The 19,171-nt window shown below is 73.2% G+C and carries 16 protein-coding genes; 11 read left to right on the top strand and 5 right to left on the bottom strand.

The window, feature by feature from the left end:
* The first annotated feature begins 149 nt into the window (after positions 1-149).
* From ACIRBX_RS27035 to ACIRBX_RS27020, 4 genes are all read left to right on the top strand, one after another.
* On the top strand, positions 150-890 hold the full coding sequence (locus tag ACIRBX_RS27035) for an ABC transporter ATP-binding protein (RefSeq protein ID WP_402300318.1): 741 nt from the start codon (positions 150-152) through the stop codon (positions 888-890).
* Between the two features lies 1 nt (position 891).
* Entirely contained in the window at positions 892-2,268 is a 1,377-nt protein-coding gene (locus ACIRBX_RS27030) for an FtsX-like permease family protein (RefSeq protein WP_402300317.1), read from the top strand.
* A 67-nt stretch (positions 2,269-2,335) separates the two neighbouring features.
* Positions 2,336-3,547 carry a sensor histidine kinase gene (locus ACIRBX_RS27025; RefSeq protein ID WP_402300315.1) on the top strand — a complete coding sequence of 404 codons (1,212 nt, stop codon included), beginning with the start codon at positions 2,336-2,338 and terminating at the stop codon, positions 3,545-3,547.
* Between the two features lie 517 nt (positions 3,548-4,064).
* Positions 4,065-5,321 (top strand): threonine/serine exporter ThrE family protein, encoded by a 1,257-nt coding sequence (locus ACIRBX_RS27020; protein ID WP_402300314.1) that lies wholly within the window; start codon positions 4,065-4,067, stop codon positions 5,319-5,321.
* On the opposite strand, the gene ACIRBX_RS27015 is transcribed toward ACIRBX_RS27020, so the two are convergent.
* The 4 genes from ACIRBX_RS27015 to ACIRBX_RS27000 form a co-directional block, all read right to left on the bottom strand.
* The gene (locus tag ACIRBX_RS27015; protein WP_402300313.1) at positions 5,296-5,961 is read right to left on the bottom strand and encodes a response regulator; all 666 of its coding nucleotides are present in this window, start codon (positions 5,959-5,961) and stop codon (positions 5,296-5,298) included. The two genes, ACIRBX_RS27020 and ACIRBX_RS27015, sit on opposite strands and share 26 nt — an antisense overlap.
* 68 nt (positions 5,962-6,029) lie before the next feature.
* Positions 6,030-9,377, bottom strand: a complete 3,348-nt coding sequence (locus ACIRBX_RS27010) for a carbohydrate-binding protein (protein ID WP_402300311.1) — start codon at positions 9,375-9,377, stop codon at positions 6,030-6,032.
* Between the two features lie 223 nt (positions 9,378-9,600).
* A complete protein-coding gene (locus ACIRBX_RS27005; protein WP_402300309.1) occupies positions 9,601-10,257 on the bottom strand; it encodes a GntR family transcriptional regulator in 657 nt (218 codons plus the stop codon).
* 263 nt (positions 10,258-10,520) lie between these two features.
* Positions 10,521-11,201 (bottom strand): GntR family transcriptional regulator, encoded by a 681-nt coding sequence (locus tag ACIRBX_RS27000; RefSeq protein WP_402300307.1) that lies wholly within the window; start codon positions 11,199-11,201, stop codon positions 10,521-10,523.
* A gap of 94 nt (positions 11,202-11,295) precedes the next feature.
* Between ACIRBX_RS27000 and ACIRBX_RS26995 the strand changes: the two genes are divergently transcribed.
* The 7 genes from ACIRBX_RS26995 (at position 11,296) to ACIRBX_RS26965 (ending at position 18,287) form a co-directional block, all read left to right on the top strand.
* Entirely contained in the window at positions 11,296-12,651 is a 1,356-nt protein-coding gene (locus tag ACIRBX_RS26995; RefSeq protein ID WP_402300306.1) for an ABC transporter substrate-binding protein, read from the top strand.
* Between the two features lie 190 nt (positions 12,652-12,841).
* Complete coding sequence (locus ACIRBX_RS26990) at positions 12,842-13,735, top strand: carbohydrate ABC transporter permease (protein ID WP_402300304.1); 894 nt, start codon at positions 12,842-12,844, stop codon at positions 13,733-13,735.
* Positions 13,735-14,646, top strand: a complete 912-nt coding sequence (locus ACIRBX_RS26985; protein ID WP_402300302.1) for a carbohydrate ABC transporter permease — start codon at positions 13,735-13,737, stop codon at positions 14,644-14,646. Before ACIRBX_RS26990 ends, ACIRBX_RS26985 begins: the two co-directional genes overlap by 1 nt.
* A 58-nt stretch (positions 14,647-14,704) precedes the next feature.
* Positions 14,705-15,790 (top strand): enolase C-terminal domain-like protein, encoded by a 1,086-nt coding sequence (locus ACIRBX_RS26980; RefSeq protein WP_402300300.1) that lies wholly within the window; start codon positions 14,705-14,707, stop codon positions 15,788-15,790.
* 58 nt (positions 15,791-15,848) lie between these two features.
* Positions 15,849-17,039, top strand: coding sequence for a hypothetical protein (locus tag ACIRBX_RS26975; protein WP_402300299.1), 1,191 nt, complete (start codon positions 15,849-15,851; stop codon positions 17,037-17,039).
* A gap of 61 nt (positions 17,040-17,100) precedes the next feature.
* Positions 17,101-17,412, top strand: coding sequence for an L-rhamnose mutarotase (locus tag ACIRBX_RS26970; protein WP_402300298.1), 312 nt, complete (start codon positions 17,101-17,103; stop codon positions 17,410-17,412).
* On the top strand, positions 17,409-18,287 hold the full coding sequence (locus ACIRBX_RS26965; protein ID WP_402300296.1) for an amidohydrolase family protein: 879 nt from the start codon (positions 17,409-17,411) through the stop codon (positions 18,285-18,287). Before ACIRBX_RS26970 ends, ACIRBX_RS26965 begins: the two co-directional genes overlap by 4 nt.
* On the opposite strand, the gene ACIRBX_RS26960 is transcribed toward ACIRBX_RS26965, so the two are convergent.
* The gene (locus ACIRBX_RS26960) at positions 18,279-19,052 is read right to left on the bottom strand and encodes a S1 family peptidase (RefSeq protein ID WP_402300294.1); all 774 of its coding nucleotides are present in this window, start codon (positions 19,050-19,052) and stop codon (positions 18,279-18,281) included. The genes ACIRBX_RS26965 and ACIRBX_RS26960 overlap by 9 nt on opposite strands.
* Positions 19,053-19,171: the final 119 nt, after the last annotated feature.

The following is a 19,171-nucleotide window of genomic DNA, read 5'->3' as shown; positions in this document are numbered from 1 at the left end:
TCCGCCAGCGGCTCCGGCCGATGGTCACGCACCGGGGGCACCCAGCCCCCGGCGGGAGGGACCGAGCCGCCGGGGGTTCGGTTTTCCGTACCCCCGGGTCGGGTGCTCGCACGGTCGATCGGGGCGGGGCGGCTGCCGAGGATGGGGGCATGGAAACCAACGAACCCCGGATCTCCGCCGCCGCGCGGGACCTGCACCGCTCGTACGGGCGCGGCGGCGGCGCCGTCCACGCGCTGCGCGGCGTCAGCCTGACCCTGCGTCAGGGCAGCTTCACCGCCGTGATGGGCCCGTCCGGCTCGGGGAAGACCACGCTGCTGCACTGTCTGGCCGGGATGGACCGGCCGAGCAGCGGCACCGTGCACTGGGGTGAGGCGGAGGTCTCCCGGCTGCCCGAGCGACGGTTGGCGGAGCTGCGGCGGGAGCGGATCGGCTTCGTCTTCCAGGCGTTCAACCTGATGCCCGCCATGACGGTGGCCCAGAACGTCGAGCTGCCCGGGCGGTTGGCCGGGCGCCGGGCCGAGCCGGGGGCGGTGCGGGCGGTGCTGGCCCGGGTCGGGCTGCAGGGGCGGGAGCGGCACCGGCCCGGGCAGCTGTCCGGCGGGCAGCAGCAGCGGGTGGCGATCGCCCGGGCGCTGCTCACCCGGCCCGACGTGCTGTTCGCCGACGAGCCGACCGGGGCGCTGGACCGGGCCACCGGGCACGAGGTGCTCGGGCTGCTGCGCGAGGGCGTCGACCGGGACGGGCGGACCTGTGTGATGGTCACCCACGACCCGGTCGCCGCCGGGTACGCGGACCGGGTGGTGGTGCTGGCCGACGGTCTGGTGGTGGACGAGCTGGAGCGTCCCACCGCCCAGCTGGTCGCCGACCGCCTGAGCCGGCTGGGAGGCTGAGGTGCTGCGACTTGCGTGCGGACAGCTGCGCCTGCGTCCGGCCTCCTTCGCCGGGCTCGGCGCCGCGCTGCTGCTGGCGGTGGCCACGGTCACGCTCTTCGGTCTGCTGATCGCCACCGAGGCGGCCACGCCGGGCGAGGCGCCGACCGGGCCCGGGCTGGTGCTGATCGCCGGGGCGTTCGGCGAGATCGCCGTGCTGGTCTCGCTCTTCACGGTGGTGAACGCGCTCGGCTTCACGGTCCGTCAGCAGTACCGGGAGCTGGCCCTGCTGCGCACCATCGCGGCCACGCCCCGGCAGGCCCGGCGGCTGGTGCGGTGGCAGGTGGTGGCGGTGGCGCTGGTGGCCGCCCCGCCGGGGTGGGTGCTCGGGGCGGTGGGTGCACGGTGGTTCCTGCGGGAGCTGACGGTGCGGCGGATGGCCCCGCCCGGCGCCGTGGTGCCCTGGACACCGCTGCCGATGCTGGTGGCGCTCGCGGTGACACTGCTGGTCGCGGTGGCCGCCACCGCCCTCGCGGTGCGGCGGGTCTCCCGGATCGCCCCGGCCGCCGCGCTCGCCGAGGGCGGCGAGGCCCGGGCCCGGACGGGCGTGCTGCGGGTGCTCGCCGGGCTGGCCGCGCTGGCCGGCGCCGCCGCCCTGCTCCGGCTGGCCGCCACCACCACACCCGACAAGGCGGGCCAGGCGGCTCTGCTGGCGGCGCTGGTGCTGCTGGTGGCCACCGCCCTGCTCGGGCCGCTGCTTGCCCGGGCCGTGATCGCCCTGCCCGGCCTGCCCCTGCGGCTGACGGCCCGTCGGACGGGCTGGCTCGCCGACGCCAATCTGCGCGGCCACGCCCACCGGCTGTCGGCAGCGGTGGTCCCGATCGCCCTGCTCACCGGCCTGGCAGGCACGATGGTGCTCATGACCACCACCGTTGAACAGCGGCTCGGCGCAGTCCCGGACGGCAGCGGACTCGCCTCCGTCACCTCGGAGACCGACACCTGGCTGCGGCAGTCCGAGTTCGGCATGCTGGCCGGCTTCGCCGCCATCGCCACCGTCAACACCCTGGCCGCGCTCACCGCCGACCGCCGCCGGGAGCTGGCCCTGCTCACCCTGGTCGGCGCGACCCGGCGTCAACTCGCCCGCACGCTCGGCACCGAGGCGCTGCTGACCGCCGTCGCCGGGGTGCTGCTCGGTGGGGCGGTGGCCGTCACGGCGGCGGGGGCGTTCAGCCGATCGCTCACCGGATCGGTGGTCCCGGCGGTGGACTGGTCGACCTTCGGGTGGATCGTGGCCGGGGCGGTGGCGCTGACGGTGCCCAGTGTCCTCGGCACCGGGCTCGCGGTCTCCAGCGACCGGGCCGGGGCGGCCGTGGCAGCGGTCGGCGGGCGCCGTGGCTGACCGGAAGGGCCGTCGGTCCGCCGACCGTGAGGCCGGGCGAGCACCTGGACGGGCGGCCGATCCGACGGTGGGTCAGAAGGTGGATCCGGTGGCGGGCCCGCTGCTCTACGCGGTGGCCGGGCTGCCCGTGGCGGTGCTCGGCGGCGGCTACGCGCTCGCCGTGCTGTACGCGGGCGGTCTGCTCTCGCTCACCGTGCTCGGCCTGCCGCTGCTGGCGGCCGGACTGCACGGTGCGCGCGGGCTCGGCGGAGTCCAACGATGGTCGGTGGCACGGCTGTTGGGGGAGCAGATCGCCCGACCCGAGCCGCTTCCGCCCGCCACCGGACCGCTCGGCTGGGTACGGGACCGGCTGACCGACCCGGTGGGCTGGCGAAGCCTGCTCCACCTGGGGGTACGGCTTCCGGTCGGTCTGCTGACCTTCGCGGTGGTGCTGCTCCCGCTGGGCTGCGCCTGGCTGCTGGCCTTCCCGGGGGTGGCCCTGCTGATGGCGCCGGAGGAGCGGCCGTCCTGGTGGCTCACGGCGGCCGGGGTGCTGCTCGGGGGTGCGGTGCTGGCCGCCGTGCCGACCGCGTTCCGCGCGGTGATCCGGCTGAACCGCTACCTGGCACGGCAGTTGCTCGGCCCGGCGGCCTCCCAGCGCCGGGTGCGCCAGCTGGAGCGGGCCCGCGCCACCCTGCTCGCCGGGACGACGGGCGACCTCCGTCGGCTGGAGCGGGACCTGCACGACGGCACCCAGGCCGAGCTGGTCGCGATCGCCATCACCCTCACCCTGACCGAGGACGCCCTCGCTCCGGAGACGGTCGACGCCGAGCGGCTGCGCGTCCTGCTGGAGCGGGCCCGGCGGCAGACCGACACCGCCATCACCGGCCTGCGCCGCCTCACCCGGGGCATCCACCCGGTCGCTCTGGACGAGGGCCTGGCTGCCGCCCTGCCCACCCTGACCGGCACCGCCCCCGTCCCGGTCGCCCTCACCGTGGAGCTGCCCGAGCGCCCGGACCCGGCGATCGAGCGGGCCGTCTACTTCTGCGCCGCCGAACTCCTCACCAACCTCGCCAAGCACAGCGGAGCGAGCCGGGCGGAGGTGGAACTCCGGGCCCGAGGAGGGAAGCTGACGCTGCGGGTGCAGGACGACGGCCGGGGCGGCGCGACCACCGGAGCGGCGGGCGGCGGGCTGGCCGGACTCGCCGAGCGGCTGGCCGCCGTGGACGGCACCCTCCGGGTGGACAGCCCGCCCGGCGGGCCCACCACTGTCACGGCCGAACTTCCGCTGAGGCTCTGAGCACGCTTGGGCGGTCCGAGCCTCGGGCTATGACACCCCTGGTGGCGCGATCCGCACTGGGGGCTGACCGCTGTCACGGCCGAGCTTCGGCTGGGGCCTTGAGCCCGCTTCGGCTGTCCGAGCCCCGGGCGATGACACCCCTGGTGGCGCCATCCGCCCGGCGGGCCCACCACTGTCACGGCCGAGCTTCCGCTGAGGCTCTGAGCCCGCTTCGGCTGTCCGAGCCCCGGGCGACGACACCCCTGGTAGGGCCATCCGCCCGGCGGGCCCACCACTGTCACGGCCGAGCTTCCGCTGAGGCTCTGAGCCCGCTCTGGCTGTCCGAGCCCCGGGCGACGACACCGCTGGTGGCGCCATCCGCCCGGCGGGCTGCCCACCGTCGCCGCCGAGCTTCCGCTGAGGCCTGAAGCCGCCCGGGCCCAGGGACCAGCACCCCACCGCGCCCCTGGGGTGATCCGCGCCGGGCCGGGCGTTTCGCGGCGCCGTCCCGGCGGGTGGGCGGCACAGACTGGGGGCCATGGCTGATGACGGCGGCGCTGCCGACGATGAGGTGCTGGACCTGGTGGCCCGGTTGGCGGGCCTGCTGGTGGCGGGTGGGTACGAGGGCACCCTGCTGGTGGAGGAGCGGCTGCGGTCGGTGGCCGCCGCCTACGGCGCGCGGGCCGAGGTGACGGTGCTGGCCGAGTCCGCCGTGGTGTCGGTCGGCGGGGTGACCCGGGTGGTGACGCACACCCCGGAGATCCCGCAGCTCGATCGGGTGAGTGCGCTCAAGCCCTGGCTGGCCCTGGTGACGGCGGGTCGGTTGACGGTGGGTCAGGCCCGGTGCCGGCTGGAGGCCGTCGCGTCGATGCCCGCCCCGTACCCGGAGTGGTTGCGGGTGGCGGGGGTGGTGCTGTTCTCGGTCGGCTTCGGGATCTCCATCCAGCCCACCTGGCAGGAGGTGTGGATCACCGCCCTGCTGGGCCTGCTGGTCGGCCTGCTCCAGGCCGGGGTGCGGCGCCTGGGGCGTCCGGGCTGGCTGGTCCCGCTGGTGGCGTCGACGGTGGTCGGCACGGTGGTGCTCACCGCTTCCCGGCAGGGCTGGGTGCACGGCGGCACGGTCGAGTTGATGGTCCCGGTGCTGTTCGTGTTCATCCCCGGGGACGCGATCACGATGGCGATGGCCGAGCTGTCGGCCGGCCGCTGGACGGCCGGCGCGGCCCGCTTCGCCCAGTCACTGGCCGCCCTCGGCACCCTCGCCCTCGGGCCGGTGCTGGCCGCCTCCGCGCTCGGCATCGACCAGAGCCGGATCTTCGACCAGCCGGTGGTCCCCACCCTGGGCCCGGTGGCCGGCTGGCTGGGCTGGGTGGTGTTCACCGTCGGCGTGATGCTGGTCTTCGGCATGGGCGTCCGCGACCTGCCCTGGGCACTCGCCCTGGTGCTGGGCACCTACGGGGTGCAGCTGCTGACGGTCCGTGCGCTCGACACCCTGGCCGGCACCTTCGTCGCGGCGGCCCTGCTGGGGGCCGCCGCCCTGCTGCTCGGCCGACTCCCGGCGGCCCCGCCGCCGTACGTGCTCTACCTCGCCGCGTTCTTCGTGCTGACCCCCGGCTCGCACGGCCTGCGCGGTCTGGAGACCTGGCTCGGCGGCCATCCGGTGCAGGGGATGCACGACCTCGCCCAGATGTTCGCCCTGCTGGCCGCCATCGCGCTGGGCCTGCTCACCGCCGCCTGCGTGATCGGGACGGCGGGCCGTCAGGGGCGTCCGGTCAGGGCAGCTCGGCCAGGTAGGTGAGCACGGCCTTGACCCGGCGGTTGTCCGAACCGGTCGCCGGCAGGCCGAACTTGGCGAAGACCGCCGCGACGTGCTTCTCCACCGCCCGCTCCGAGACCACCAGCGCCTCGGCGATCGCCCGGTTGGACCGGCCCTCGGACATCAGCCCCAGCACCTCCCGCTCGCGCGCCGTCAGCCCGTCCACCGGGCTGCGCCGCCGGCCGTCCCGGAGCACGGCGGTGAGGATCTCCGGGTCCAGTGCGGTGCCGCCCGCCGCCACCCGGTGCAGCGCCTCGACCAGCTCGGCGGTCCGGGCCACCCGCTCTTTCAGCAGATAGCCGACCCCGGCCGCTCCGGTCTCCAACAGGCGGGCGGCCCAGGCGGATTCGAGGTGCTGGGAGAAGAGCAGTACCGGCCGTCCGGGCCGGGCGGTCCGCAGCTCCACGGCCGCCCGGACGCCCTCGTCGGTGTGGGTCGGCGGCATCCGGACGTCCAGCACGCAGACGTCCGGGTCGTGCTCGGCCACGGCGGCGGTCAGCGCGTCCACCGTCCCGACGGCGGCGAGCACCTCGCAGCCGCGGGCCCGGAGCAGCTCCACCATCCCCTCGCGCAGGATGACGGAGTCCTCGGCCAGTACCACCCGCAGTGCGTGCTCGTTCATGAGCCCATTCTCGGCCACCGCGCAGCCGGCCCGGAGCAGGGGGCTCCGGGCCGGCGGGTGACGGGGGATCAGGCGAAGCGGAACCAGTTGACGTTCATGATGCCGCCGCTGGTGCCCCGGTAGACCAGGTAGACGTCGTGCGTGCCGGTGACGGTGCCGACCGGCTGGGAGGTGGTGGAGTAGGTCTGCCAGCCACCGGTGCCGGTGACCGTGACGGTGCCGAGCAGCGGGCCGGTCGGGCTGTCGATCCGCACCTCGGCCTGGCCGGAGGCGGCCGGGGTGGCCGCCCGCAGGTCGATCCGGCTGACCCCGGTGCCGAAGTCCAGACCGCTGTAGCGGGTCCAGTTGCCGGCCGCGATGTAGCCGAGGTTCTGACCGCCCTCGGCGCACGGCTCGGCCTGCACCGCACCGGACTTGGCGTCGAAGGACTCGGCCTCGGTGGTGGCGCGGGCGTCCCGGCCGGGGGCGGACTCGTCGGCGTAGAGCTCGAACTCGTTGACGTTCACCACGCCGCTCATCCCGGTGACGTTCAGCCGGACGTACCGCGAGGTGACCGGGGCGAAGCGCACCGGCACGGTGTTCAGCGCCGAGCCGACCGGGCCGATGCCGGTGGCGGCGGTGCCCGGGATGTCGGTGAAGTTCACGCCGTCGTCGGAGCGTTGGAGCACCAGGCCGGTGGCGTGGCCGGAGCTGGTCTTGGCCTTGAGCACGGCGCCGACGTAGGTCTTCGGTGCGCCCAGGTCCACCTGGAGCCAGGCGGTGCCGTTGGTGGTGTTCGGCGCCCAGAGGGTGCCGGTGTCACCGTCGAAGGCCTTGGCCGCCGTGGTGTCGGAGCTCCAGGCGGAGGAGGCGGTGGCGGTCTTGCCCCGGGCCAGGTTGTCCGTGCCCGGCAGCGGTGGTGCGGTGGGCACGGTGACGGTCGCGGAGGCGGCGGCGGACTGGTTCCCGGCGGCGTCCACGGACTTGACGGCGAGTTGGTAGGAGGCCGGGCCGGTCAGGTCGGCGCGGGTGTGGGAGGTGGTGGTGACGGAGGTCCAGTCGGTGACCACCGCGCCGTCCTTGGTGAGCCGGACCAGGTAGGAGGAGGCGCCGCCGACGGCGGGCCAGCTCCACTGGGCGGTCTGGTACCAGGCCGGCGCGTTGCCGGTGACGGTCGGGGCCGGGGGTGGCGTGGTGTCGACCGTGGTGCTCGCGGTCGACGCGGCGGTCCAGGCGCCGTTCACGAAGGACTGCACGCTCAGCACGTGGGTGCCGTCGGGGAGCGGGCTCGCCGGGGTGTACTGGTGCTGGGTGGTCTCGGTCCAGCTGGTCGGCGAACTGCCCAGCGCGTAGCGGTCCTTGGTGGCCCCGGCGGCGCTCAGCCAGGTCCAGGTGGGCGTGGTGCTGTTGGTGGTGCCGGCCCCGGTGACCACCGGCAGCGGGCGTTGGAAGGCACCCGGGTCGACCAGCGGGTCGTCCTGGAGGTAGAGGTAGGCGTAACTCGCCGACGGACCGGCCGCGTTGATCAGGTTGGCCACCGTGGCGGGCGGGTTACCGACGCCGTAGGTCTGGCCGGGGACGTACGACGGGCCGCCGTAGTTGGCGTTCGGGACGTAGCGGTTGTCGTACCAGTTGGTGCCCCAGGTGGCGGCGCTCATGCTGACGCCTGCACCGGCGTTGAAGTGCAGCGGGATGAACGGGACGGCGGCGGTGACGTTGTTCGCCACGTTCCAGCCGCCGGAGCCCTCGTCGAAGTAGACGCCGTTGGCCAGCCAGCCCTTGGCGTAGTGGTCCATCGAGATGTCGTGGAAGTAGTTGCCGGTCAGCTGCGAGCCCGGCTGGCTGCCGAGCATGTAGATGCCGCCGCCGTCGGTGAGGGTGCGCATCACGTGGTGGATGTCGTTGTTCTCGATCCGGGTCTTCCTGGCGCCGATGTCGTTGGAGCGCCAGTTCCACCCCGCGCTGATGCCGGAGTACGGGCCGCCGGCGATCTCGTTGTTGGTCACGGTGGTGGAGTCGGTGATGCCGACCCAGACGCCCACGCCGCCGACGTACATCGCGCCCACGTCGTGGATGTAGTTGTGCGAGACGGTGGTGGCGGTCGGCAGGTCGGCGGCGTTGGCCCAGGGCGCGCCGGCGGAGTGCTTGGCGGTGTCGCCCCACCAGCCGACGCTGACGGCGGTGCCGCCGATGTCGAAGAGCTCGCTGCCGTTCAGCGTGGTGTTCCTGGTGCCGGCGCCGAAGGCGATGCCGCCGCCCCCGGTGTGGGCCACCTTGATGTTGGTCAGCGAGAGGCCGGAGGTGTTGGCGAACTGGAGGGCGTGGCCCATCTCGAGGGTGGCCCAGTCGTCGTTGGAGAGGGTGCCGTCCTCGACGTAGTGGGTGGCCTGCTGCTCGTTGTAGCCGCCGGCCGGCAGCTTCCACTCGGAGAAGCCGAAGTCGATCCCGCTGAAGGTGAGGTTGGTGACCGGGTTCGCCGGGGAGGAGCCCTGCACCACGATCAGCTTCTCGGCCACCGGGGCGACGGCGTTGGCCGCGTTCGGGTCCACGCCGCTCGGCAGCACCAGGTGCAGGCGGTTGGCGGCGGTGTCGAGGTACCACTCCTGCTTGGCGTCGAGGAACGCGTAGGCGTTCTCCAGGAAGGAGTTGTACGGCCAGAACTTCTTGCCGTTGAACTCGACGCCCTCGTCCTGGACGCGCAGGTACATGCTGTCCAGGCCGACCGCCATGCCGCCGGGCTTGGGGGCGAAGTTGAGGTTGTGGGCGTCGGAGGAGACCACCTTGTTGCGGAACTCGCTCCACACCGCGTGCACCACGAACTCGGCGCCGGTGCCGGCCAGGTTGGCCACCGGGATGTTCTCGGCGACGGTGATCCGGCTCTTGTCGCCGTTGGTGCCCGTCATGGTGAGGTACGGGTTGGTGGCGGCCTGCCCGAGGTCACCGACCGCGCGCGGCTCGTTGGGCCAACGGGCCCTGGTCATCCGCTGGTTGTTCAGCCAGAGCTCGCGGAAGTCCCAGGCGGCGGCGTTCGGCACCGGGACGGACCAGTGCACGCCGTTGCCCAGCGTGCCCTGGTTGCTCCAGGTGCCCGTGATGGACTTGCCGCCGCTGAGCAGCACCTTCTCGCCCTGGTAGGCGCGGTAGGCGGTGCCCGAGTCGCGGTTGTCGAAGGTCAGCGGCGCGGCCAGGGTGTAGGTGCCGCCGCGCAGGTAGACGGTGCCGCCGCCGGCCGCCCGGGCGGCGTCCCGGGCCCGGGCGGGGGTGGCGAACGGTGCGGCCATCGTGCCGGGACCGGAGTCGTTCCCGTCGGTGGCGACGTAGAAGGTCCCGGCGGCCCAGGCGTTGGTGGGCGTGATGGCGGCCAGGGCCGCCAGCAGCAGGGCGAGGATCAGGGTCAGGGGCAGCGCGCGCCTGACGGCGGATCGGTCGGTGGACAACCGACTCTCCTTCGGGTGGGGGGAGTTGGGGCCACCCGCGCACGGCGGAGCCGGGCCCGGTGAGCGGGCCCGGTGCGGGGCGTGGGGTGGTGACGGCAATGCTGCGGCGGGGTGTCGGGCGGGTCAACGGCGGTCGCGGCCGTAACACGATCGGACGGGAGGTGACCCGGGACCGTGTTTGCGGTCGACGGATCGGCTGCCGCAGAGCGGGGTTGACGCGGCGTCAGCAGACGGCGCGGCGCAGGCGGGCGAGGGCGCTGCTGAGGTGGGCCCGCATGGCCGCGCGGGCGGCGTCGGGCTCGCCGGTGATGACGGCGACGGCGATCAGCCGGTGCTCCTCGGCGGTACGGGCCAGGGCCGCCGGGTCGGTGTAGAGCTGGTAGTCGCAGGCGCGGCCGAGCACCTGGGCGAGGGCGGAGGCGGTCACCCGGTTGCCCGCGCCCCGGGCCAGGGCGAGGTGGAAGGCGACGTCGCGGCGGGCCGGGTCGCCGGCCTTGGCGGCCGGGTCGGCGAGGGCGGGCAGCTCGGTGGAGCGGTGCGGGCCCGGGCGGAGCGCGGCGGCGGCAGCGGTGGGGGGCTCTACCAGTAGGCGGTACTCGTACAGCTCCTCGATGCTACGGGCGTCGAGGAGGGGGGAGGCGCGGTAGCCGCGGTTCGGGAGGCGGTCGGTGAGGCCCTCGGCGGTGAGGGCGGCCAGGGCCTGGCGGACCGGGGTGTTCGAGACGTGCAGGCGGCGGGCCAGGGCGTCCAGGTTGAGCCGCTCGCCGGGGGCGATCCGGCCGTCGAGGAGATCGGCGCGGAGGGTGCCGTAGACGTAGGCGGCCAGCACGCTCTGCGGTGGTGTGGCGCGGCCGGATGACGGTCCGTTGGGGTCGGCCATGGGGCGGCACCTCCGGGCGCTGGGTCGGGAGACGAGGGACGTAGCCTGTCGCAAGCCCGCAAGCCCGCAAGCCCGCAAGCCCGCAAGCCCGCAAGCCCGCAAGCCCGCAAGCCCGCAAGCCCGCAAGCCCGCAAGCCCGCAAGCCCGTGACGTGCAGTCGGGTTGCCGGTGCTTCGGGAGCGCCGACCGTGCCGCGTGGGGGACGTGAGCCGGGGCGGCAGGCGCGGTGCGTGCCTGCCGCCCCGGGCGGTGGTGCGGGTGCGTCAGGCCAGGGAGCTGAGCATCCGCTCGGCCGCCGCCTCCAGGTGGGCCGTCATCGCGGCGGCGGCGGCGGTCCCGTCGCCCTGGGAGACGGCGAGCACCACGGCCTCGTGCTCCAGCCTGGTCAGGTGCACCGCGTTCTCCCGGGTGTAGAAGGAGCGGAACGACCGCGACCGCGCGAACAGCCGCTCCAGGGTGTCGGCCACCACCGTGTTGCCCGCCATGGTGGCGAGCCGGCCGTGCAGCAGCTCGTCGGCCCGCACCAGGGAGTCCAGGTCACTGCTGTCGTGCGGCGGGACGTCCGCGCCGACGTGGGCGCGGAGGAAGGCCAGGTCCTCGTCCCGGACGGCGGCTGCCGCCCGCGCGGCGGTGGGCGGCTCCAGCAGCAGCCGGCACTCGTACATGTCGGCGATGGTCTTGCGGTCCGGGAGGCTGGCGGCCACGAAGCCCCGGTAGGGCTGCTTGTGCACCAGGCCGTCGGCCTCCAGTCGGCCGAGGGCCTGCCGGATCGGTGTGTTCGATATGGCCAGCCGGGCCGCCAGGGTGTCGATCTTGACGCGGCTCCCCGGCTCGATGTGACCACTCTGCAGCCAGCCCTTGAGCACGTCGTACACGTCGTCCGCGAGCACCTGACGGCGCGGCAGGACGGGATCTGCGGCAGAGGAATCACTCGTCGCGGTCATTCGAACCTCCTTCTCGGTAGATGCCCAATCTTGCTTGTTCCGGGGGTTGACGTCCAAGAAACATCCATGGAACATCAGACATCCGACATCGTACATGATTTTCGCTCAGGAGCAGATGATGCGCAGCCATGTTTCGCACCGCCGGTCGACCACCCTCAGACGTGCTCTGACCTGCGCCGCAGCCTCTCTGGTCCTGCTCGTCGCCGGCTGCAGCAGCGGCTCGGGCGGCACCAAGAGTGACGGGACGATCACCGACGACTCCAACGAGACGCTGCTGGTCTGGACCGACCCCACCCGGCAGGCGGGCTTCGAGCAGTTCCAGAAGGCCCACCCCGGCGTGAAGATGAAGATCGAGACCTATGACGGCAATGCCCTGCTGACCAAGATGAAGCTGTTCAACCGGACCGGTAAGGGCTGGCCGGACATCCTGTTCGACGGCCGCACCACCCGGATCGCGCAGTGGACCGACCCGTCGATGGACTACGCGCAGCCGCTGGACACCCTGGTCCCGCAGGACGTCCGCACCGCCTTCGGCAGCAGCAACGACCCGTGCACCGAGAGCGGCAAGCTCTACTGCCTGCGCAACGACCTGGCCCAGACGGTCACTTGGTACAACAAGACGCTGATGGACCGGTTCGGCTACCAGGTGCCGAAGACCTGGGACGAGTACAAGGCGCTCGGTGAGCGGGTGGCCAAGGAGCACCCCGGCTACATCATCGGCAGCGCGGGCAGCCTGTTCAGCTACTACGACTACTTCTGGGCCAGCGGCTGTCCGATCCAGCAGGTGACCGGACCGAAGAAGGTCCACATCGACATGAAGGACCCGCGCTGCACCCGGGTGGCGGATCTGCTGGACCCGATGATCAAGAACGGTTCGGTCACCGGGGTCGGCCTGTTCGACCCGGAGATGGCCGAACTCGGCAAGCAGGGGAAGGTGTTGATGCTCCCCGGCGCCTCCTGGCTGGGCGACTTCCTGTTCAAGCCGGACAACCTGTTCAACACGCCGGACGGGCAGATCGCCGCCGCGCCGTACCCGAGCTGGCAGGGTGAGAGCACCAACTGGTCCGGCAGCGTCGGCGGCGGCATCTACGTCGTCTCCAAGCACTCCAAGAACATGAAGGGGGCGGCCGAGGTCATCCAGTGGATGACCACCAGCAACGACTACCAGAAGACCGCGCCGACCTACCCGGCCTACGGCCCGGCGGCGAAGGCCTGGGCCGAGCGGCTGGCCGGCGACACGTTCTACGCGGCCGACCCCTTCCCGGCCATGGAGCAGCAGGCGTCGAAGGTCAACCCGGTGGAGTCCCCCACCAGTTACGACGTCGAGGGCGCGTTCACCGAGGTGGTGGTCCCCAGCGTCCGCTCCGGGGCCGGCATCGCCGCCAGCCTGGACGCGCTGCAGACCCGCCTGGTGAACCTGGCCAAGGCGGACGGCTATGTCGTCGAGTGACGGCGCTGCCGGGGCGCGGGTCTCGGAGGCCCGCGCCACCCCGGCCCCCAGTGCCCAGGCCCCCGGCGCCCGGGCCCGCACCGCCTCCGCTCGCACCGCACCGGCCCGCGTCACCGCGACGCGCCCCCGCACCGGCTCACCCCCGGCGGCATCCTCCGCCGCCCCGACGACCCCTGGACGACCCGGCACCGTGACCACCCACACCAAGGCCAGGCCAGCGCACCGACCCCAGTGGTTCGGCTGGCTCTGCCTGGCCCCCTACCTGATCCTGCTGCTCGCCTTCGGCATCGGCCCGGCCGGCTACGCCGTCTACGAGTCGTTCGCCGACCCGCAAGGGGTCGGCCCGGCCGGCGGGGACGCCTACCTCCGGGTCTTCTCGGACTTCCGCTTCCTGCCCGCGCTCGGCAACGTCGCGCTCTTCATGGCGCTCTACCTCCCCGTCATGGTGATCGGGGTGCTGCTGCTGGCCCTGGTGGTGCAGGAGCAGCGCCCGGCCTACGGCGCCGGCCTGCGGCTGGTCTACATGCTCCCCGGCGCCGTCACCGGCTCGGCCAGCGTGCTGCTCTGGTACGTGATGCTCCAGCCTTCGCTCAGCCCGTTCGGCCCCGCGCTGAACGCGATGGGGCAGAAGACCGGCACCGACGTCTTCCAGCAGTCCCACCTGGTCGTCATCTTCGCCCTGATGGCCTTCGCCACCGGCTTCGGCCAGTGGGTGGTGATCATGTACGGCGCGCTCCAGGGCGTGCCCCGGGAGCTGCTGGAGGCGGCCCGGGTGGACGGTGCCTCCTGGTGGCAGACCGCCTGGCGGGTGAAGCTGCCGCTGATCTCCAAGTACGTGGTCTACATGCTGATCCTGGCCTTCACGTCCGGCCTGCAGATCTTCATCGAGCCCCAACTCCTCTACGGCATCGCCTTCGTGGGCTCCCGCACCTGGTCGCTCAACCAGCTCGGCCTGGTCTTCGCCTTCGACAACGGCGACTTCTCGGCCGCTGCCGCGCTCTGCCTGATGATGCTGGCGGTCTGCGCCACCGGGGCGGCGCTGCTGGTCACCCGGGCCAAGTTCTTCGACACGGAGGTGGACTGATGTCCACGACCACCACCGCGACCCCGGCCGCCCCCGGCCGTCGCCGGTTCTCGCCCGGCCGGGCCACCGGCTCGGTGCTGCTCGGCCTGCTGGCGATCGCCTGCGCGATCCCGATGCTCTGGCTGGTGCTGGCGCCGACCAAGACCGACGCCCAACTGGTCGACGGGCACCCGCTCTCCTTCGGCTCGTTCGGCGGATACGCGGACGCCTGGCACAACCTGACCACCTACAACGACGGCGTGGTCTATCGCTGGATCGTCAACTCGGTGCTCTACACCGGCGGAGCGGTGCTGCTGTCGGTCTCCACCTCGCTGCTGGCCGGCTACGCGCTGGCCGCCACGAGGATCGCCGGGCGGCGCACCGTGCTGGTCGCCACCCTGCTGGCGATGATCGTGCCGCCGGCCGCCCTGGTGCTGCCGCTGTTCCTTGAGATCAACGCGGTCCAACTGACCGGCACCGCCTGGTCGGTGATCCTGCCCGCCAGCCTCTACCCGTTCGGCGTCTACCTCGCCTTCATCCACTTCTCCACGGTGCTGCCCAAGGAGGTGCTGGAGGCGGCCCGGATCGACGGGTGCTCGGAGCGCCAGCTGTTCAGCAAGATCGCCCTGCCGCTGGCCCGTCCGCTGATCGGCCTGCTCACCTTCTTCGCCTTCGTCGGGAACTGGAACAACTACTTCCTGCCCTACGTGATGCTCGGCGAGGACTCCACCTTCAACCTCCCGGTCGGCCTCGGCGCCCTGATCTCCGGCACCCCGGCCCTCAACCCCGCGCTCGGCGGCAGCTTCCTGCCGATCCACCGCCCGGAGGCCGCCATCGCCGGCGTGCTGACCATCGTGCCGGTCGCCGTGGTGTTCCTGTTCGCCCAGCGCTTCCTGGTGCGCGGTCTGCTCGAAGGCTCCGTCAAGAGCTGAGCTGACCCCGCGTCACCCCTGCAAGCCCTCACCCGCACACTCCGACCCAGGAGACCCCGTGAAGATCACCACCGTCGACGTCGTCCTCCAGGACCGACCCGCCGTCAGCCCGGCCTTCCGCTGGCGCGACGGACTGCCCGGCTCCGAAGGCGCGCACACCGGCGGCTGGCTCGTCCTCGGCACCGACGAGGGCCACACCGGCTTCGCCTACACCCACCGGGGCAAGATCCTGGCCGACATCACCGAGCGCCGCCTGCGGGCCGAACTGCTCGGCGCCGACCCGCTCCAGCGCGAGTGGCTCTGGCACCGGATGTGGGAGATCGACCGGATAGAGGAGCTCCCGCTCTACCTGCTCGGCCTGGTCGACGTCGCGCTCTGGGACATCGGCGGCAAGGCGGCCGGCCTGCCGGTGCACCAGCTGCTCGGCGGCTTCCGCACCTCGCTGCCCGCGTACGCCTCCACCGCCACCTTCGGCAGCGTCGAGGAGTACCTGGACGTCGCCGACCAGTGCCTCGAACTCGGCTACCCCGCCATCAAGTTGCACGCCTGGGGCGATGTCGACCGGGACATCGAGCTGTGCACCCGGCTGCGCGAGCACGTCGGCGCCAAGGTGCCGCTGATGTACGACGGCTCGGCCGGCTTCGACCTGCTGGACGCCATCCGGCTCGGCCGGGTGCTCTCCGAGGCCGACTACCTCTGGTACGAGGAGCCGATGCGGGAGTTCAGCACCACCGCCTACCGGCGCCTGGCCGAGAAGGTGGACGTGCCGCTGATCGTCGCCGAGACCAGCGACGGCGCCCACATGAACACGGCCGACTTCATCGCCAACGGCTCCGCCACCGCCGTGCGCACCAGCGCCGGCCTGCGCGGCGGCATCACCGGGGCCATGCGCACCGCCCACCTGGCCGACGCGCACCTGATGCGGGCCGAGGTGCACGGCGGCGGGGTGGTGCACACCCACCTCTGCATGGCCATCTCCAACACCACGTACTACGAGTCCTTCGTCCCGGCCAACCCCGTCCAGCGGGAGCCCGCCGTCGACGCCGCAGGACTCGTGCACGCCGGGACCGCTCCCGGCATCGGCTACGAGGCCGAATGGGACCGCGAGGGCGCACCCGAGGAGCTGAACCGCTTCCTGGGCTGACCCACCCTCACGGACCGACCTTCCTGCCCGTCCCCCCACCCGTAAGGAAGCCGGAACCATGCACCGCAAGAACACCCACAGCAAGGGCGCCACTGCCACCCCCACCCGCCGCACCGTGCTGGCGGTGCTGGCCACCACGGTGGCCGCCGCCGTCCTCCCGGCGGTCGCCACCGCCACCCCGGCGGCCGCCGCCACCGGCTGGAGCTGGCAGGTCTTCACCTACAACGGCGATGTCTGGCAGCGCAGTTCGTACAACGGCGTCGCGCAGTTCGACTACCGGCTCGGGGCCGGCGGCAGCATCGCCGAGATGCGCTACTGCCCCGCCACCTACCGGGCCCTGCTCTCCCCGAGCTACGCGGGGGAGGAGACCGACCGGGTGATCCAGTCGGTGCTCTGGGGCATGTCCACCGCCGACCAGGCGCACTTCTACGACCGGTGGAACATCGACCAGGCGGGCAACATGGCGGGCGAGTTCACCCGCACCGTCGCGGTGGAGCAGCCGAACGCGACCACCACCGACGTCTGGACCATCGCCGACAAGCAGTGGATGTCCAACCTGACGGGCCGTTACGCCGGCTCCGACACCGTGCCGCAGCTCACCCGCTACACCCGGCTCGACAACGGGGCGCTGCAGATCCGCCGGGTGGTCCGGATACCCAAGATCGTGGACAACGGCGTCACCCAGACCAACCAGGCGTTCTACCTGGAGAACTGGGTGCCGTTCAAGTACTCCGCCGACACCTTCAACGGGCTCGCCACCAGCCTCAACGCCAACGGCTCCCCGGCCACCTGGTACCCGGCCGGCTCGATCCCGAACTACCCGGAGACCCCCGTCACCGGGACCACCGGCTACTCGGTGGTCTTCAAGCAGGGGGCCACCACCGCCAGCCCGAACGTGGCCGTCGTCCAGTCCAACACCAACGGCCAGACCTACGGCACCACCGCGAGCGTCAACCACGTCCGGAACTCGATGGGTTGGGACACCGGCATCGGCGCCTTCCCCGGCGTCCACCTCACCAACAGCCAGACCGACAGCATCGTCGACTACACCATCCGGATCGTGCCCAACAGCACGCTCAACGCGGCCGTCGCCGCCGATCTCGCTGCCCAGGTCGGCCAGTTGACCGGCCCCAAGGTCTACGGCCCCGGCTACGCCCTGCCCGGCGACCTGCCCGGCATCGCCACCCGCCTGCGCGGCTACCTCACCTCCCCGGCCGGCACCCGCACCAGCCACCTGGCCGGCCTCTAACCGATCGCCCGGGCCGGCCCCACCGCCACGGGGCCGGCCCCCTCCCCTTCCTGGAACCCCGATGAGAATCGCCCTGCACACCCGCGTCCGCCCCGACCGCATCGCCGAGTACGAGGACGCCCACCGCGGCGTCCCGCCCGAACTCACCGACGCCATGCGGGAGGCGGGCGCCACCGACTGGACCATCTGGCGCAGCGGCACCGAGCTGTTCCACGTGCTCGACTGCGAGGACTACGCCGCCCTGATCGCCGCCCTGGAGAAGCTCCCGGTCAACACCGCCTGGCAGCTGCGGATGGCCGAACTGCTGGACGTCGCCCACGACTACTCGGCCGGCGGCTCGGCCGCCGCCCTCCCGGTGGTGTGGCAGCTGTGAGCGTCGACGCCCACCACCACCTCTGGGACCCGCTCACCCGCGAGCACCCGTGGCTGGCCGCGCCGGTCCTCGACCCGCTGCGCCGCGCCTTCACCACCGACGAGCTCCGCCCGCAGGCGCACACCGCCGGGGTGCACGCCACCGTGGTGGTGCAGACCGTCACCGAGGAGTGGGAGACCCCGGAGCTGCTCCGGCTGGCCGACCGCGACCCGCTGGTGGCCGGGGTGGTCGGCTGGGCCGACCTGACCGACCCCGCGCTGGCCGACCGCCTCGCCGAGCTGGCGGCCGGCCCGGGCGGGGAGCGGCTGGTGGGCATCCGTCACCAGGTCCAGCTGGAGCCCGACCCGGCCTGGCTCGTGCGCCCGGAGGTGCTGCGCGGGCTCGCCGCCGTGGCCGCCGCCGGGCTGGCCTACGACCTGGTGATCACCCCCGGCCGGCTGCCGGCCGCGACCGAGGCCGCCGCCCGGCTGCCGCAGCTGACCTTCGTCCTCGACCACCTCGGCAAGCCGCCGGTCGCGGCCGGCACCCTGGAGCCCTGGGCCGCCGCGCTGCGCGAGTTCGCCCGGCTGCCGAACACCTCCGCCAAGCTCTCCGGCCTGGTCACCGAGGCCGACTGGACCCGCTGGACCCTGGACGACCTGCGGCCCTACACCGAGACCGCGCTGGACGCCTTCGGCCCGGACCACCTGATGTTCGGCTCCGACTGGCCGGTCTGCACGCTCGCCGCCGGGTACGCCGAAGTGGTCGATGCAGCCGAGCAGTTGACGGAGCGTCTGACCGTGGCGGAGCGCACCGAGGTGTTCGAGGGCACCGCGACCCGGGTCTACGGACTCTCCCCGCACCACTCGGACACCGACCTCGGCGGGTCAGCGTGAGCCGGGCACCTGCCGGGTGACGAAGTCGTGCACGGCCGGATGGCCGAGGGAGGTGTAGACGCCCGGCCTGCGGGCCTGGCCGCAGCCCTCGCCCCAGGAGGCCAGGCCCACCAGTGCGCCCTGGACGACCAGCGGTGCGCCGCTGTCGCCCTTGCAGGTGTCGGCGCCGCCCTGCTCGTACCCGGCGCAGGTCATCAGGCCCTCCCGGAAGGACGGGTACCACGTGGCGCAGGTCTTCGGGGCGACCACCGGCACCGTCGCCTTCATCAGGTACCGGGTGCCCTGGTCGCCCGGATCGGTGTCGCCCCACCCCGCGACGGTGGCACCGGCGCCGGGGGCGGGCGCGCTGCCCCGGCGGGCCAGCGGGACGGTCCGGTAGCCGGTCAGCGGTGCGGCGAGGTGCAGCACCGCCACGTCGTGGCCGCCGGTGGTCCCGGTGAAGTCGGGGTGCACGGCCGCCGAGGCGATCTTCGCGATGCTCCCCGCCGTGCTCCGCTTGTCGTCCCGGCCCGCCACCACGGTCAGGGTCGAGACGTCCTTCTTGAGCAGGCAGTGCGCGGCCGTCACGGCCGCGTCCGGGGCGATCAGGGCGGCGGCGCAGTACTGCTGGCCCCGGGCGTCCAGCAGCATCAGCAGGTGGGGCAGGTCCTTGGTGGAGGCCCGGCTGCCACCGACGATCGCCTGCGCGGTGCCGGCGGTCAGGGCCACCGCGCCCGCCAGCACACCCGCCAGCACTCCCGTCAGGACGGAGATCCGCTTCTTCATGCCCTGCCAACGAGACGGCCGCCCGATCGGGTACGCGGTCCGGGCCCGGACGCCCCGCCCCACCCGATCGGGCGCGTCGGCCCGGGAACCGGACCGGCCGTGAAACTACAATGGGTGAC

This window comes from Kitasatospora sp. NPDC096147 (assembly GCF_044763225.1).
Classification (GTDB): Bacteria; Actinomycetota; Actinomycetes; order Streptomycetales; family Streptomycetaceae; genus Kitasatospora.
Note: the sequence above shows the minus strand (reverse complement) of the source record. Positions and strands in the feature narration are given on the sequence as shown.

Coding starts and splice junctions, on each gene's coding strand:
- ACIRBX_RS27035 (WP_402300318.1), top strand. CDS start 150: ATGGAAACCAACGAACCCCGGATCTCCGCCGCCGCGCGGGACCTGCAC.
- ACIRBX_RS27005 (WP_402300309.1), bottom strand. CDS start 10,257: ATGGCCGACCCCAACGGACCGTCATCCGGCCGCGCCACACCACCGCAG.
- ACIRBX_RS26960 (WP_402300294.1), bottom strand. CDS start 19,052: ATGAAGAAGCGGATCTCCGTCCTGACGGGAGTGCTGGCGGGTGTGCTG.
- ACIRBX_RS27020 (WP_402300314.1), top strand. CDS start 4,065: ATGGCTGATGACGGCGGCGCTGCCGACGATGAGGTGCTGGACCTGGTG.
- ACIRBX_RS26975 (WP_402300299.1), top strand. CDS start 15,849: ATGCACCGCAAGAACACCCACAGCAAGGGCGCCACTGCCACCCCCACC.
- ACIRBX_RS27015 (WP_402300313.1), bottom strand. CDS start 5,961: ATGAACGAGCACGCACTGCGGGTGGTACTGGCCGAGGACTCCGTCATC.
- ACIRBX_RS27000 (WP_402300307.1), bottom strand. CDS start 11,201: ATGACCGCGACGAGTGATTCCTCTGCCGCAGATCCCGTCCTGCCGCGC.
- ACIRBX_RS26985 (WP_402300302.1), top strand. CDS start 13,735: ATGTCCACGACCACCACCGCGACCCCGGCCGCCCCCGGCCGTCGCCGG.
- ACIRBX_RS26970 (WP_402300298.1), top strand. CDS start 17,101: ATGAGAATCGCCCTGCACACCCGCGTCCGCCCCGACCGCATCGCCGAG.
- ACIRBX_RS26995 (WP_402300306.1), top strand. CDS start 11,296: ATGATTTTCGCTCAGGAGCAGATGATGCGCAGCCATGTTTCGCACCGC.